General features: G+C 44.9%; 13 protein-coding genes. 6 read left to right on the forward strand and 7 right to left on the reverse strand.

Annotation, left to right across the window (positions count from 1 at the left end; translation table 11 throughout):
• Positions 1–13 precede the first annotated feature (13 nt).
• A complete protein-coding gene (locus OH459_RS24335; protein WP_269989139.1) occupies positions 14–346 on the forward strand; it encodes a hypothetical protein in 333 nt (110 codons plus the stop codon).
• 312 nt (positions 347–658) lie between these two features.
• Here OH459_RS24335 and OH459_RS24340 read toward each other — a convergent pair whose 3' ends face one another.
• Positions 659–1,489: an AraC family transcriptional regulator gene (locus OH459_RS24340; protein ID WP_152164543.1), complete on the reverse strand. Its 831-nt coding sequence runs from the start codon at positions 1,487–1,489 to the stop codon at positions 659–661.
• 108 nt (positions 1,490–1,597) lie between these two features.
• On the opposite strand from OH459_RS24340, the gene OH459_RS24345 reads away from it, so the two are divergent.
• Positions 1,598–2,074 carry a YHS domain-containing (seleno)protein gene (locus OH459_RS24345; protein ID WP_009699010.1) on the forward strand — a complete coding sequence of 159 codons (477 nt, stop codon included), beginning with the start codon at positions 1,598–1,600 and terminating at the stop codon, positions 2,072–2,074.
• A gap of 138 nt (positions 2,075–2,212) precedes the next feature.
• On the opposite strand, the gene OH459_RS24350 is transcribed toward OH459_RS24345, so the two are convergent.
• Complete coding sequence (locus OH459_RS24350) at positions 2,213–2,545, reverse strand: PepSY domain-containing protein (RefSeq protein WP_061066476.1); 333 nt, start codon at positions 2,543–2,545, stop codon at positions 2,213–2,215.
• Between the two features lie 266 nt (positions 2,546–2,811).
• Here OH459_RS24350 and OH459_RS24355 point away from each other — a divergent pair, with 266 nt between their 5' ends.
• Positions 2,812–4,116, forward strand: coding sequence for a ferredoxin reductase family protein (locus tag OH459_RS24355; protein WP_238788153.1), 1,305 nt, complete (start codon positions 2,812–2,814; stop codon positions 4,114–4,116).
• A 91-nt stretch (positions 4,117–4,207) separates the two neighbouring features.
• Here OH459_RS24355 and OH459_RS24360 read toward each other — a convergent pair whose 3' ends face one another.
• Together OH459_RS24360 and OH459_RS24365 are read right to left on the reverse strand one after the other, a co-directional pair.
• Entirely contained in the window at positions 4,208–5,539 is a 1,332-nt protein-coding gene (locus OH459_RS24360; protein WP_269989144.1) for an MFS transporter, read from the reverse strand.
• Positions 5,540–5,653: 114 nt separating this feature from the next.
• Positions 5,654–6,445 (reverse strand): CLCA_X family protein, encoded by a 792-nt coding sequence (locus tag OH459_RS24365; protein ID WP_026000380.1) that lies wholly within the window; start codon positions 6,443–6,445, stop codon positions 5,654–5,656.
• A gap of 514 nt (positions 6,446–6,959) precedes the next feature.
• Here OH459_RS24365 and OH459_RS24370 point away from each other — a divergent pair.
• The gene (locus OH459_RS24370; RefSeq protein ID WP_050907801.1) at positions 6,960–7,964 is read left to right on the forward strand and encodes a metal-dependent hydrolase; all 1,005 of its coding nucleotides are present in this window, start codon (positions 6,960–6,962) and stop codon (positions 7,962–7,964) included.
• Here OH459_RS24370 and OH459_RS24375 read toward each other — a convergent pair.
• Positions 7,961–8,353: a hypothetical protein gene (locus OH459_RS24375; protein WP_172580963.1), complete on the reverse strand. Its 393-nt coding sequence runs from the start codon at positions 8,351–8,353 to the stop codon at positions 7,961–7,963. The two genes, OH459_RS24370 and OH459_RS24375, sit on opposite strands and share 4 nt — an antisense overlap.
• 486 nt (positions 8,354–8,839) lie before the next feature.
• On the opposite strand from OH459_RS24375, the gene OH459_RS24380 reads away from it, so the two are divergent.
• Together OH459_RS24380 and OH459_RS24385 are read left to right on the forward strand one after the other, a co-directional pair.
• On the forward strand, positions 8,840–9,031 hold the full coding sequence (locus tag OH459_RS24380) for a hypothetical protein (protein ID WP_005447081.1): 192 nt from the start codon (positions 8,840–8,842) through the stop codon (positions 9,029–9,031).
• A gap of 110 nt (positions 9,032–9,141) precedes the next feature.
• Complete coding sequence (locus tag OH459_RS24385) at positions 9,142–9,600, forward strand: hypothetical protein (protein WP_009699017.1); 459 nt, start codon at positions 9,142–9,144, stop codon at positions 9,598–9,600.
• 409 nt (positions 9,601–10,009) lie between these two features.
• On the opposite strand, the gene OH459_RS24390 is transcribed toward OH459_RS24385, so the two are convergent.
• Together OH459_RS24390 and OH459_RS24395 are read right to left on the reverse strand one after the other, a co-directional pair.
• Entirely contained in the window at positions 10,010–12,727 is a 2,718-nt protein-coding gene (locus tag OH459_RS24390; RefSeq protein WP_269989148.1) for an SO2930 family diheme c-type cytochrome, read from the reverse strand.
• Positions 12,728–12,772: 45 nt separating this feature from the next.
• Complete coding sequence (locus tag OH459_RS24395; RefSeq protein WP_269989150.1) at positions 12,773–14,059, reverse strand: outer membrane protein transport protein; 1,287 nt, start codon at positions 14,057–14,059, stop codon at positions 12,773–12,775.
• Between the last annotated feature and the right edge of the window lie 2 nt (positions 14,060–14,061).

Consider the following 14,061-nt stretch of genomic DNA (forward strand, 5'->3'; position numbering starts at 1 on the left):
CTGGAAAACCAAAATGAGTTGTGAAGATTGTTCAGATGCTGTGAGAAAAATAAACAACCCTAAAGATTTGGCGAATGCAATGTGCTTTCTCAATGAAAGAACGGAGGCTAAAACGCTTAAATACTTGGGTTACGGCAGTTGGGGTGAGCCTTTTTCTCAGATGCTAAATCGGAAAGGGTGGAATGATTTAATCTGTAACTACTTTGCCTGTCGAACCTGTGGTCAAGTATTCAATCTATATGCTGAAACCTACCACGGTTCGGGAGGAGCCATCGCCGCGATTGATTCGATTGCAGGAAAGCTGTTCATCGATGAATTTGTCACTTCTCAGATTGACGAGGATTGAAAGCATAAGATGCTGTTGTTTGTCCTTATCTTGCTCTTTACGGCTTTATCAGTGCATGGCTCGGTGGTAGGGACTTGTACGCAGGGAGACGATAGCCGTTTTTTCAGCTCTGGTAGTTATACCCAAGTAACCTCAAGATGCTAGGTTCAGCGAGAATGACTTGGTTTGTAGACGCGGCGGCGATTTAAAGGTTTAGTGGGTCTAAATCAAGAATCGGCAACAAAGTATACAAGCCAAGGCCCTTATATTTGCAAAGAGTGCCCTTTGGGAGCATGTCTTTGACTCGCTTTTTTAGTCAAACAAATGGCTGCGTCAAACAACTTCATCCTTTTGCTCTTGTAACCAGCGACGTGGTGACATTCCTGAGACATTTTGAAAAGCGCGGGAGAAGCCAGAATAGCTACTGTAGCCGACTTCATCAGAGACCCAATTCAACGGCTTATTTTGCAATAACATCGATTGTGCGACCGATACTCGCCACTTTTGTACATAATCCCCCGGAGTTTCACCAACCACTTGTTTAAAGGTCTCGATAAATTGAGTCCGAGACATCGCAGCGATGGACGCCATTTCATTGATATGAAAGTGACGAGGTGGTAATTGATGCACTTCAGTAATGACCTTGGCAAGGCGAGGGTGGGAAAGGGCAGCAAATAGACCGTGCTCGATTTTCTGCTCTTGAATTAAGTGACGGAAGATCAAAGCCATCAGAGTGTCGCTTAGCTTGTCCATCAAAAACTCCTGTCCTACGGAGTTCTTGCTGGCTTCTTGAGACAACATATCTAATACCGGTGTTAAGTTTGGCGCAGCTTCAAAGGGGATGACTATCACGTCTGGTAATACGGACAACAAAGGATTTATCTGACCACCTCTATAATCCACGTTTGCACACACCAATTCACTGTCTTCACCTCCTTCCAATCGATGAGGGGTATTATTCGGCAAATAAATAACGCAAGGTTGTGTGAGCCGTTTTGGATTTTCTCCTGCAGGCGTCAAGATTAAATCACCCGCATTGAGTACATGAAGGTGACCTCTGTTGTGGTGGTCTGATTGAAATGAAGAAATGCCACACAAATGCCCGGAATAGAAAACACCAGTCCGTATTGAGAAGTGTTCCATCAGCTGTGATAACAAGTCCATTTTACCTCCGAACGATTTGCGTATTTTTTTGGTCATTAGTCCCTCTTTAGACCGGAAGAGTCCGCTAATTTATTCACACAAGGTAAACAAACAGACAAGGAGCTTACTATGTCACGCATTAAATCAACTGGTCGAAAACTCACTTTAATGACCGCTTTACTCGGAACCAGTTTTTCATTAATGGCTGCGGATGTAGGCATGAGCGTTGATGCTAATGATCTTGCGATCAAGGGATATGACCCAGTTGCGTACTTTACAGATAATGGCGCAGTGCAAGGCAAGCCTGAATATTCAGCCACTTACAACAATGCTATCTACCACTTTGCTAATGCGGCAAACCGTGATCAATTCAAAACGGATCCACAAGCTTACGCACCACAATACGGTGGTTACTGTGCATTTGGTGTAGCGATGGGTAAAAAGTTCGAAACTGACCCTCAAGCGTGGAAAATTGAAGACGGCAAACTATATCTGAATCTTGATAAATCGGTGCAAAAGCGCTGGTTGGAAGATACACAAGGCTTCATCCAAGATGCCAACTCTAATTGGACAACCATAAAAGTCGTTGACGCTGATAAGCTGTAACTGTCTTCGATAAATTCCTTTCCTACTGTCCGCCTAAGGCGAATCATTTGGTTCGCCTTTTTTCGATGGGCTATTAGAAGGGTGGAATACACAAAGTGAGATTAATAGGAGCGGTTTATGTTGCCCTTAACTCATTCGTTATTTATCGACATCGCCAATCACGCCTTCATGTGAAAGATCGCCAGAAAGTTCTGCTTGAACTTCGGCTAGACTTTCCTCTTCCGCCGCAACAATCTTACCTGTGAGAGCATCAACCTCGACTTCGTACGCTTGATCTCCACGTTTAATAAACACATCCCACTGGGTATCAGGTTCATCGTGACGAATGCCTAGCACCTCAACATCTAACGCCCCTAGCGCTGCTTTAATGGCATCTTCTTGACTGATGATTTCTGCATCGGCGGCAGCATAACTTGGCAGGCTTAACACACCAAAAGCGGTTAGGGCGATACATAATATGAGTTTTTTCATTGAGTTCTCCTTAAGCGCTAATTTCATCTGAGAGAGGTCTTTTATTGTCGTCTCCATAGTGTAGGTGACGGTGTAAAAGAAATGTGAATACGGCATTGAACAAGCTCGTCCCGATAGAATTGTCGTACTGCGTCTATCGCTGCGTTAACGAACTTTAGCGTTCAACCCATCCCTGATGGTCTGGAGGGTTCGAGCTATACAAGTTTTTCACACTTCTATTGATAGCTTAGTGACGATTAAAGTCATGATTGGATTGAACTCGTTGTATGAATAGAAATTTGATGCTCAATTTTGGTGCTGTACTCATTACGTTACTTGTCCCTTATGCTGTGTTGCAAATTGGAACTCCAACTCTTGAATGGTCCTTATTTTGGCAGGTGCGCACTTATTTGGTTAACTACAGTGGCATTGTGTCAATGTTGCTTATGTCGTTGTGCGTGATTTTATCTGTTAAACATTGGCCTTTAGAGCGCTGGTTAGGAGGGTTAGATAAACAATATCGATTGCATAAGTACCTTGGTATTTCTGCCGTGTTTTCGGCGTTGTTTCATTGGGGCGCATTTTTAAGTGATGATTTCGCTATGGATTTTGGTTTTGTCGAACCAAAGGATGAGACTTTCCCGTTTTGGAAACTAATAGATGCAATGGGCGACCCTGCTCAGCTTATTGGTGAGTATGGCTTTTACCTTTCCGCTGCGTTTGTTCTGATCGCATGGATTAAAAAGTTTAAGCACAACGTCTTCCAACTCACCCACAAAGTGCTTCCGTATTTATACTTGTTTTTAGTTTTACACATGGTGATGTTTTTTGAGGCGAGTCTATGGCTAACCCTTTCTGGAGCCATTCTCTTATGTGTGAGTGGGTTAGCAACGGTAGGGTGCTTCATGACCATCTTTAATTTGAATGGTAAGAAGAAATGCCATGATGCCAAAGTACAAAGTATCAAGCCGATCAGTAATGGCATTGAAGTCATGCTCAAAGTTGATTCAGCGGAGTTTGTTTATCAACCAGGTCAATTTGCCTTTGTCGATTTTGGTGATAACGAGCGCCCACACCCTTTTAGTTTAGCTTCCGCTTACCATCAAAATGGTGAAGTAAGGCTCATGATCAAAGCGAATGGCGATTACACCTCTGCGTTGAAAGGTTCTTTAAAGGTTGGACAAGCTGCGCGTATTGAAGGACCGTATGGACGGTTCAATTTTCAAGATAATGCAGAACGACAAGTTTGGTTTGCCGCAGGCATTGGTATTGCGCCATTTTTAACTGCGATAGAGACAGTTGGTACGAGCAAAACGGTGTACTTGTTTTACAGCTATCGAGAAGAAGATAAGCCACTTTTGGAGGAGCTAAAACAAAGAGCAAAGAAGGCTGGTGTTACGCTATATACGAAGAACACAAGTGTACAAGGTCGATTCAGAAATGCAGAAGTCACAGAGTGTGTAGAAGGTACTAGACATTGCAGTGTGTGGTACTGTGGGCCATCAGAATTAGGCAAGACACTTGAGAAAGCATTTGTAAGGTTAGGTTTACCGGCGAAGTCATTTCATCGAGAGTTGTTTGAATTGAGGTAGTTAGAAATCGCTATCTGTTTACACAAAGGCGAACCGTTTGGTTCGCCTTATTTGGTATCTTTAGATGGGGTTGAATCGCCAATATCTGCGGTTAGAAAATGGTCTGCTTCTTATCTTTAAAGTAGAAAAATACGCTGATGGCGATAAACAAGAACGTAAAGTAATAAAAGAATGAAGATAGCGAAGCGATGAAATCGATGTGCTGTGCGATCTGTTCTTGCGTATAGTTTTGCGAGATTAACTTGTAGTAATAGGCATAAAGAATACCAATTGAGCCGTAGCCTAGGTTAAACATTAAACCTTTAAAGCTAAGTACCGTCGCTCGGTTGTGAGATTCCGTTTTCTTGTTGAGATGATAACTAATGAAAATGTTCATCGTCATAATGATGAAGATAAGGATCAACGCCGGAATGACGCCGTAAATAGACCATCCAAGGCTAATCCAATAATACGTCGCCATGCTCGCAAACCCTATTATTGCAATGAACGTTTTCGGAGCCATGCTTTCTGCTAAACGACGACTTTGTCCTGCCAACAGAATCTGCAACACACTGATGCCTGCACCAATAAAACCAAAGTAAATAATCGGAATATCAATGGCACGGTAGTACTGGCTATTCATGGTTAAAAACATACGTGATGTATGCTCAAACAAGCTGTAGTAGAGAAGAATGAACAATACATAAGGCGTCGACAATACCCATTTTGCCGTGTTGAGGGTCAGCTTCATACTCTCCATCGTGGACGCTAACTTACTGCTGTTGCTCGGGATGACTTTTTTCGCTTCTCTCATGCTGAATGCCGAGTAGATAGCAATCATTGCTACAAACAAGGTCGCATAGACGGGGATTCTCATGATGTCTTGTGTAGACTCTGGCTCTGCGAATCCTAAGAAATGATAAACGCTTGCCATAAAGTTGACGTCGTACATGGCTGCACCCAAAAGGGTGACGACTATACCGATACTCGAAGACAGTCGAAGTTGGATTTGCAGCACTCGTGGCCACAAATCTTCTTTGCCTTGCTCTTTTAGCGTGTCGTAAGCCAGCGCTTCATCTGCGCCGCTTGCCAATGCCATAGCTAAGCCACTCAACACTCGGTTAATCAAAAATACAATGAAAACAAAAGTGGGATTTCCTGTAGGGACAAAGGCGATCATTGCAATTTCGATGAACATCACTATCGAAGATAGCACCACTAGTCGTTTGCGTCCTAATGTGTCGGCAAATGCACCGGAAGGGACTTCAGCTAGCACGATGGTTGCAGCCCAAACCACGTTGAGCATCGCAAATTGAGACAGTGTTAAGCCGTAATCTAAATAGAGTAGAGTGAACACTGGATAGTAGAATCGCGCAAAGTAGCTGCTTCGGAACATTAAGAAGCAGCGGACATTACGGATTTGCAGAATTTGTTTTAGCGTCATGAAATATCAGCACTTTGAATAATATAAGTTTATGTATAAACCTTTTTTAGTTCTGTGGTAAAGGTCTGTACTGGGAAATCATGATATCTCGTGGCGCATAGTCGCTATTCTTTGCTATCGGCTCAATGCCTCACCAAGCGGTCTGAAATAAGCTTGCAGTGCCTGGTGAATGACTTGGCGATGAGCAATGTCTGGATAGACGATAATGGTGTCCGCCTTAGTTGTGCCGGAAACCAAATAAGAGTTTTCGATGCCCGAGCAAGATTCGACGACGGCTTCAAATGCTCTTGCCATCATCTCCGTAGGTTGAGAAAAGTAACTAGCGCCCATTGCTTTATCCGCTTTAACGCTTCGAGTCACGTAATCGTGCTTATCTTGTCCGTCGGCACTGAGCAAAGTTGTATCGAAAATCTTAAGCAGTCGCTCGTTTAATGGGTGAGGGAAATGCTCTGCGTTATGCAGCCAGCAATCACTGGCAAATATCGTCTTACGTTGTGGACCTGATCTATCACCAATATCAAACGCTTTTTCTGCGATGTAATGGTCGAACGCATGCCAGAACTCATGAGCAAGTGCACCAGCACCTGCATTCTTAGCTAAAGCAAGTTCGCGTTGATTCGGTGCATAATGCGCTTGAACACCTTTACTTCCACCTGTACCGAAGGCGAGGTTCAAATTGCCTCTTAGCCCTATGGCGGAAGGTGGCAACGCTAAGAGATAAGCTAAGTCAGCCAAAGAATCAAAGATCAAGTTTGCAGCGAGATCTTTTTCCTCCGTATTAACCCATTTGCCAATCCGGATACCACCAATGCCAAAGGTCTCTTTAATATCGATGAACGACACTTGCTCCCCATGACGATAGTCAGGACCTTTTCGCGTTTTGTATTTAAAGCTGGTTAATTGCAAGGCATTCCTCGGAATTGGCGTTGATTGAGTTTCCTCAAACTTATACTCAAAAGGTAAGGTGTCAGATTATATACCCAAGTGACTTCAAGATGCAGGATTCAGAGTGTTGTCATTGATTCGAGAGCAAGGAAAACAACGCAGTGTAATAGCCAGCTCTTTCCAAGTTGTTTGACGCAGCAATCGGGTCAATGACACGCTCCCAAAGGGCGAGCTGCCTTGGCTTGTATACTTTGTTGCCGATTCTTGATTTAGACCCACTAAACCTTTAAATCGCCGCCGCGTCTACAAACCAAATCAGTCTCGCTGAACCTAGCATCTCGAGGTTACTTGGGTATAGCGTAATAGAGGCGGAAGTAACTGACTCCTTCTACACTAAAGGTAGTGCTCTTGTGCAAATAACTCAGAGATTCAATCACTTTGATGCGCTATGTCGTTCCTTTCTCGAGTTCACTAAATACGGATATTTTATGCAGCCAACCTTTCTGGTTTTTAGACAAAATAAAGAACATAGCCGATGGACCCGTTAACTCAAGGACTCGTTGGGGCATCTTTGTCTCAGTCGGCAAGTAAAAAACAGCATTTAGTGGCGGCAGGTGTGCTTGGAATGCTTGCGGGCATGGCGCCAGATTTAGACATTCTGATTCAGTCTTCGAGCGACCCGCTGTTGTTTCTTGAATACCACCGACAATTCACCCATTCATTGGTGTTCATTCCTATTGGTAGTTTGCTCTGTGCATTGGCTTTATACCCAATGCTCGGCAAAAGGTTTGGGTTATCGTTCAAACAAAGCTGGTGGTATTGCGCACTTGGTTACGCGACACATGGTTTACTGGATGCGTGCACCAGTTACGGCACTCAACTGTTCTGGCCGCTAACCAATGCTCGTTATTCGTGGAATACGGTTTCTGTTATCGATCTTCTCTTTACGCTTCCAATTTTAATTGGTGTTCTGTTTGCGTTCTGGAAACGTAACCCTTGGTACGGGCGAATCGCTTTAATTTGGGCTCTCGCTTATCTCTCCTTCGGAGTGATTCAAAGAGAAAGAGCAGAAGAGGCTGGATGGAAGGTGGCTAAAGCAAGACAGCATGTGCCGTTGCGATTAGAAGCTAAACCCACGTTCGCAAACATTCTGGTTTGGAAAGTCATCTACGAAGCTGATGGTAACTACTATGTGGACGCCATAAGAGTAGGGACGTACATAAAAATCTATACTGGTGAATCTGTGACTAAATTAGATGTCAGCAAAGATTTTCCTTGGTTAAGCCGTACATCACAGCAAGCCGCAGATATTGAGCGATTCCGATGGTTTTCTGATGGCTTTGTCGTACGAGATCCCAACAATGAACGGCGTATCATTGACGTACGTTACTCACTAGTGCCAAACCAGATAAATGCCTTGTGGAGCATTGAGCTTACGAAAGCTGCTAAGGAAAGCGCTCATGTGGCATACACGACACATCGTGATATGTCTGCTGAATCAAGACGAGCATTTATCGATATGCTAAAAGGCGACGACTAGGTGCATTGAAAGTCTTTAACGAGCGTGGGCTTTTTGGAGAAGAAAAGTTTGCTAAACAAGGATTTGTATCCCCACCCAAGGGACAGCAACCTTTTCGCTAAATTTTGGTTTTCGATGATTGCAACTTCAACGCCTTGGTAGTGATGTGGATTGCTTTTGATGTAGTTGATAAAAGCCGTTAGCACACCTTGACCTCGTACCGAAGGATCAAACTTGATCGACACTATTGAAAAACGTTGACTGGCGATAGAGCAACGAACAAAGCAATAACCGAGTGGGTGACGGATGGTTTCCGATAGCTCAGGAAAAGGGCGAGTAGCTAAGTCTTGAGACAGCTCGTCGTATTGATGACACAGATGGTGAAAAAGTTGTTTTGCCTCGTTGTTCATAGGTGAGCCTCCTGAGTGTTATGTTTGAAAGCTGTTGATTTCATAAATATTGTAAACACAGGAAGCCGTACTAAATGCGGTGAACTTTGATGGAGGCAAGTTCCTCTTTTTGAAAGTGATGGAGTTTCAAATGAAAATTCGTGATCTCTATAAAGCCCTTACCCAAAGTTAAAAGCGAGGTTGCACGGGTACATTCAAAGCTCCTAGTTCTCCAAAGTTATGAAAAACTACGATTTATGGTCAAATAAGGGACAGAATGTGTTCTTCGGGGGTTAAGGTTGGCAGCTAGAGAGTAATTGATTGGCATCACTTGGCGCTTCCTCAAATATGCAATATTAGCTTACCGACTTTCAGACCTCGGTGGTGTTGACGACGACAATCATGGCGCGCATTCTTTTAAGTTCACTCAGGGCTAAGGCTCTTATTTAGCAAACAACTCGATAACTGCGTTTGGTGCGTGGGACTCGACTTTGAAAGGTAGCGCGTATGAACAAGGTTATTATGTTGGTGATGGGGCTGCTTTTTGCCAGTAGGTTGTTTGCAAGCATTGTCCCTCACGCAACCCAACTCGAACACGATGCGCCCATTCTCCTTCGCTCTGCATTGATCGTTGGTGTGGCAGCGTTCGCTGTTTGGAAAGTGTTCCAGTATTTTAAGAAGAGCAAATCTACCGACTAAGGCGACGTGAACAAGATTCGTTGGACATCCAACAAAAGAAACACTGGCAATTGAAATCACAGCCCTTAGAATGCGCACTCTAAAAGTTATAACTGATATAGAGTGATTTTATGCTTCGTGATTACACGTTCGATTGTCTTGTGACTATGCCTCGCCATGAACTGGAAGAGTTCAGTGCTCGCATGATCAGTAAAATGGTGCCAGAAGATGTGATGAACGAGCTGTTTACCTTTGATCAAGAAGAAGTAGACAGCGAAGACCGTATGTTATCGGCGCGCCTAGATGCAATGTTACGTATGACTGCAATCGCGCTAAGCGAAATTCAGCAAGCATTTGATGAATCCGATAATGCGAAGCAGAACAGTGAGCGAATGACTCGGCTTGTGCTGTGGCATTTCTATGCGATTTCATTCCGTTTAGAAGAAGCTATCACACTTGAAACGCACTGCGCGCAAGTTGAAAAGCTATTAGAAAATACACCAAACGACGTTTTTGCATGGGTGAAAACGCTAACTGAGCTTCTTCACACCTACGCAGAAATCAACGCGAAAGAGAATCCACAAGACTAAATCAATTTGGATTAAGCATAAAACCGCAAAAAGTCTCCGGCATAGCTGGAGACTTTTCATATGCTCTTCTATTTCGTTTGCCTTTATACCCAAGTGACTTCAAGATGCAGGATTCAGAGCGTTGTCATTGATTCGAGAGCAAGGAAAGCAACGCAGTGTAATAGCCAGCTCTTTCCAAGTTGTTTGACGCAGCAATCGGGTCAATGACACGCTCCCAAAGGGCGAGCTGCCTTGGCTTGTATACTTTGTTGTCGATTCTTGATTTAGACCCACTAAACCTTTAAATCGCCGCCGCGTCTACAAACCAAGCCAGTCTCGCTGAACCTAGCATCTCGAGGTTACTTGGGTATAATACGGCTAGTTGAAGTAAGTTAATGGTTACTTAAACACTTGGTAGCCATTGATATTATTACTCTACACAGCTCCAGCCCGTGGTATCAATTGAGTTAATCCAATCGGCAATTAACTGAACACCTTCATCGTGAACAACGTGTCTGCCTAGTTCTGGCATCATATTTCCGTTGTCGACATTGATGCGGTAGTGCAGCACAGAGTTTTCTGGATCACCCGGTACAATCACATACGGAGATGGGCCTTTGTGGAAGGTGATACCACGAGCGCAAATACCCATTTCACTGATCCCTTCACGCCAGTATTCAAACTTGAATGGATTACTCGCCGCTTTACCTTCGGTGCGATGGCAGTGCGCACAGTTCACATCAAGGTACGCTTTGGCGTAATCCAGTAGCTCAGTATCCGTTAGATTACTTGCTCCCGCTTCGGTATCAAAGACAGGGGTCTTAGGTAAGTTCTCTGGTGTATCTGGTAAAGCTTCTGTAAATAGCCCCAGCGTTTCCCAATGTACAAGTTGGTTGACTGGCGAGCCATCAGAGACATCTTGAACACTGTTTAGGTTACGAGCTTTAGGACCAATAGGAGAGAAACCTTTTGGCTGTGTGTTACCAGTAGGATCGGAGACATCAGATTCTACTTTGTGACACAAGGTACACTCATTTCGGCTTGGTACTTCATAAGTGAAATTAAGCGTTTCGCCGTTATGTTCTACGCTGCGCTCAAAGGGTACCGATACGGCAGTCAGGTAAGCGTCGGTTTTGTCTTCATTCCATACGTAAGGCAAGGCAATCCAACCGCTGTCACGACGAATCAATAGGCGAGTCTCAATGAGCTCTTCGTTTTCACCACGAGCATTCTCAGTACTCGAAGGTAGCGCAAAGGTTTTAATCAACACGGTACCGACTGGGAAGTCGAACACCTCTTGCTCACGATAGCTTGCAGAGGCTTCGTTCGGCATCACAACAAAGCGGTATTTGCGTGCATAGTCAGTAAAGAGTTCAACGTTCATCTCATACAAAGTACCTTTCGCAGATGCCGCTAAATTGAGGTTTTGTGTTGGATCTTTCGCGTCTTCAAACAGGTTGTATTGCGACAAGCTCACACAGTTTTCACCGTATGTCGCGCTTTCACGTGTAATCGCATCCCAGTTAATACCCGCCACGTCGTCTAGGGTACAGCTTGCGTTGCCAATGATGCCATTTGGTGTATCTGGGTTATCAGGATCCGTCGCTCCGTCTTCGGTTTGATTGTAGCCATACACCACGCCATTAATTGTGACGGTATTGATGTCTAATGGCGTCTTAGAATCACAACCAGCGGTAAGTAGCGTTGTTTGCTCTTTCTCGTATAAGAAATCTGCATTGGCTGGGTTTTCTGCATAACGACCAATTGCGGTTGGGTCCATGTTATCAACCAATACACCGACACTTGCGCCATTGTTCACTAAACAGTTGCTGTCTGCATCGGTAAACTCAGTAAGGTAATTCCAGTTGGTTGTTCCTGTCATACCGTTGAGCGCATCACGCAATGGTGCAAACATTTGTGAACGAATCAGTGACTCACCTGCGCCATCGTAAAACAGAGCAGGGAAGGCTTGATGATTTAACGTGTATGCCAAAATCATATCTTCAATGAGAGAACCATTTGGATTGGCGCCCGTGTTGGTAATGGTGTTGTCGTGGAAATACATGTTGGTCGGAACAGGGTTCCAGCCCTGCATAACGGCATTGCCTTCAGATGTCCCATTGAGTGGGCTGTAAGCGTTGGGATCGCCGTTCACCAACAAGTAACTCGTCATCGCAAGTGCCATTGAGTCGTGGTTAGTAATCGTGTTGTTGAAGAACTCACTATTACGTCCGGACAGAATGACGACGCCAGTACCAGGAGGGACGATGCCTACCACGCCACAGCCGCCAAGCCCATTTTGACAGGTAGTATCAACGTAGTTCTCTAAGTTGTTGTCACGAATGACGTTATCAAAGATGCGTACATCATCAATTAAGCGACCAATAGTGGTAGCGCCCGGTAGGTCAAACAGCAGTACACCGCCCGTGTTTCCTAGCGCTAAGTTGTCGTAGACATCCACATTCGAACTGTTTTCTATCTCGATACCGGCAATGTTTTTTTCCGCTACGTTGTCACGAATAACCGCACCGATGGTTTGACCCACATAGATACCTGCATCGGCACTGCCGTAACTCCATGTATCTTCAATCAAGACGTTTTGAGATTTTACGGGATAGATGCCGTAAGTGCCGCGTAGGTTACCATCTTCGTCACGTGCACGAGGCACTTCGAGCCAAACCGCCGCGACATCACGAATAATGATGCCTTCAACCCCGTCAGCTTTAAGACCGTTCTTAGAGGCTTCTGCAATTTGGAGATCGGATACGGTGATGTTCGAACCACCACTGATGGCAATACCATCTTTGCCGTCCACACCACTGAAGTCGAGGTAGGTTTGGTCGATACCTGCACCACGTAACACGAGGTTATTCTTCGAATCGACCGTCAATTGGTTATTCATTTTGAAACAACCGGCGGGCAGTGTTACCACGCTGTTGTCTTCGGCAAGTTCGACTAGGTTTTCAATCGCGGTGACTTGTTCCGCGCTCGCCCATTCCTGACCATTGCCACATAATTCTGGTGTACCGTATTCAGATAATTCATAACCGCTAGAGGTTTGCGGTTCGTCATAATCGTCACTGTTACAACCCATCAAAAGACTGGAACTGATGAGTGTAGCGACAACCGTTTTGTTTATTCCGTGCATGATTTGCTTCCCTGTAATTAGTGTTATTGACTCAGTCAGGAATAATTAGAAAGAGTGGTTGTATTGGATTCCGTATATGTACGCATCACCTTCGGAGCGATAGGCGATATCCACGCCCGGTAGAGCGTGCGGCTCAAGCGGCTCAGTGAACGTGACTTCTTCGGCATCAATAAAGGTGAAGCCAAAGTCGATTCGGCTGTTTTGATTGAAGGCGTAGGTGGCACCAAAGCTGTAATTGATTCGGTCGGAATCTGGCAAGCTGATGCTCTTGTCGTTCACGTTAGGCGTTTCGTCGTAAGCAATACCCGCGCGCAGAGTGAAGGATGGGTTAAGTTGGTAAGTTGCCCCAAACGCATATTTGAAGGCATTTTCGAAGTTCTCATCCTTTTGCAGAACTTCTTGCCCATCTACGGTGGCGCGGATTTCTTCAAACACATCCCAACCCGTCATCATCACACTGTAGTGAATAGCTAGTGGATCGGTAATCTGATGGAAACCAGAGAACTCAGTAATGCTCGGCAGGTTGAGGGTTAGGTCACCCGTCACGGTTTGACCCGGCATCGAAATCGCACTTGGGATGTCTGAGTAATAATCGCCTTCGAAATCCACATCCACTTTAGAGCGATAGCTTAATCCAAAACGATGCTTCTCGTTGATCTCCCAAAGTGCGCCGAGGTTAAAACCGTAACCCCAGCCATCACCATCGAGTGATTTCGCCACGTCGGTGCGAGCAAAATTTGCGCCCGTATCAGCATTAATCGCATCGGCAAGAATACCCAAAGTACGCGTGAGCTTGGCTTTACCATAAACAATGCTAGCGCCAACACCAACACTGAACTCGTCGTTGATTCGGTAGGCGATGGTAGGGTTAAAATTAATCGTTTCTAAACTGGTTTCCCCACCAATCGGTCCGGCTAAATAGTCATCAGGGTATTCGGTTGCCAACCCAAAGTCAGTGAAGATGCCAAGCCCCCATGACCACGAGTCATTGATTGGGGCTGCGATATAAAAAGATGGCACAACCACATTGTCGACGACGTCATTGTTGGTTAGCTGATTATTGAAGGATTCTGAAGGTCCGTTACCGGTTACGCGAACCTCTGGCATGATGTAAGCAGCACCTACGGACAATTGATAAGAATCGAACATCGTAATGGCTGCAGGGTTATGTGCGACTACTGATGCACCGTCTGCTATGGCGGCTTCGCCAGCATTGGCACGCCCTAGACCAGCGGCTGAATGTTCGGATAATTGAAATCCAGCGGCGTATAACTTAGGGGAGCTGAGCGCTATACCTATTGCAAGCGCGAGTTTTGCATTCCTTGTCTTCATAT

The sequence above is a fragment of the Vibrio sp. MM46 genome, from assembly GCF_027587135.1.
Classification (GTDB): domain Bacteria; phylum Pseudomonadota; class Gammaproteobacteria; order Enterobacterales; family Vibrionaceae; genus Vibrio; species Vibrio harveyi.

Bases quoted from the DNA above. Each gene is read 5' to 3' on its own strand.
- OH459_RS24360 (WP_269989144.1), bottom strand. From the start codon at position 5,539: ATGACGCTAAAACAAATTCTGCAAATCCGTAATGTCCGCTGCTTCTTA.
- OH459_RS24385 (WP_009699017.1), top strand. From the start codon at position 9,142: ATGCTTCGTGATTACACGTTCGATTGTCTTGTGACTATGCCTCGCCAT.
- OH459_RS24355 (WP_238788153.1), top strand. From the start codon at position 2,812: ATGAATAGAAATTTGATGCTCAATTTTGGTGCTGTACTCATTACGTTA.
- OH459_RS24345 (WP_009699010.1), top strand. From the start codon at position 1,598: ATGTCACGCATTAAATCAACTGGTCGAAAACTCACTTTAATGACCGCT.
- OH459_RS24380 (WP_005447081.1), top strand. From the start codon at position 8,840: ATGAACAAGGTTATTATGTTGGTGATGGGGCTGCTTTTTGCCAGTAGG.
- OH459_RS24335 (WP_269989139.1), top strand. From the start codon at position 14: ATGAGTTGTGAAGATTGTTCAGATGCTGTGAGAAAAATAAACAACCCT.
- OH459_RS24395 (WP_269989150.1), bottom strand. From the start codon at position 14,059: ATGAAGACAAGGAATGCAAAACTCGCGCTTGCAATAGGTATAGCGCTC.
- OH459_RS24390 (WP_269989148.1), bottom strand. From the start codon at position 12,727: ATGCACGGAATAAACAAAACGGTTGTCGCTACACTCATCAGTTCCAGT.
- OH459_RS24370 (WP_050907801.1), top strand. From the start codon at position 6,960: ATGGACCCGTTAACTCAAGGACTCGTTGGGGCATCTTTGTCTCAGTCG.
- OH459_RS24375 (WP_172580963.1), bottom strand. From the start codon at position 8,353: ATGAACAACGAGGCAAAACAACTTTTTCACCATCTGTGTCATCAATAC.
- OH459_RS24350 (WP_061066476.1), bottom strand. From the start codon at position 2,545: ATGAAAAAACTCATATTATGTATCGCCCTAACCGCTTTTGGTGTGTTA.
- OH459_RS24340 (WP_152164543.1), bottom strand. From the start codon at position 1,489: ATGGACTTGTTATCACAGCTGATGGAACACTTCTCAATACGGACTGGT.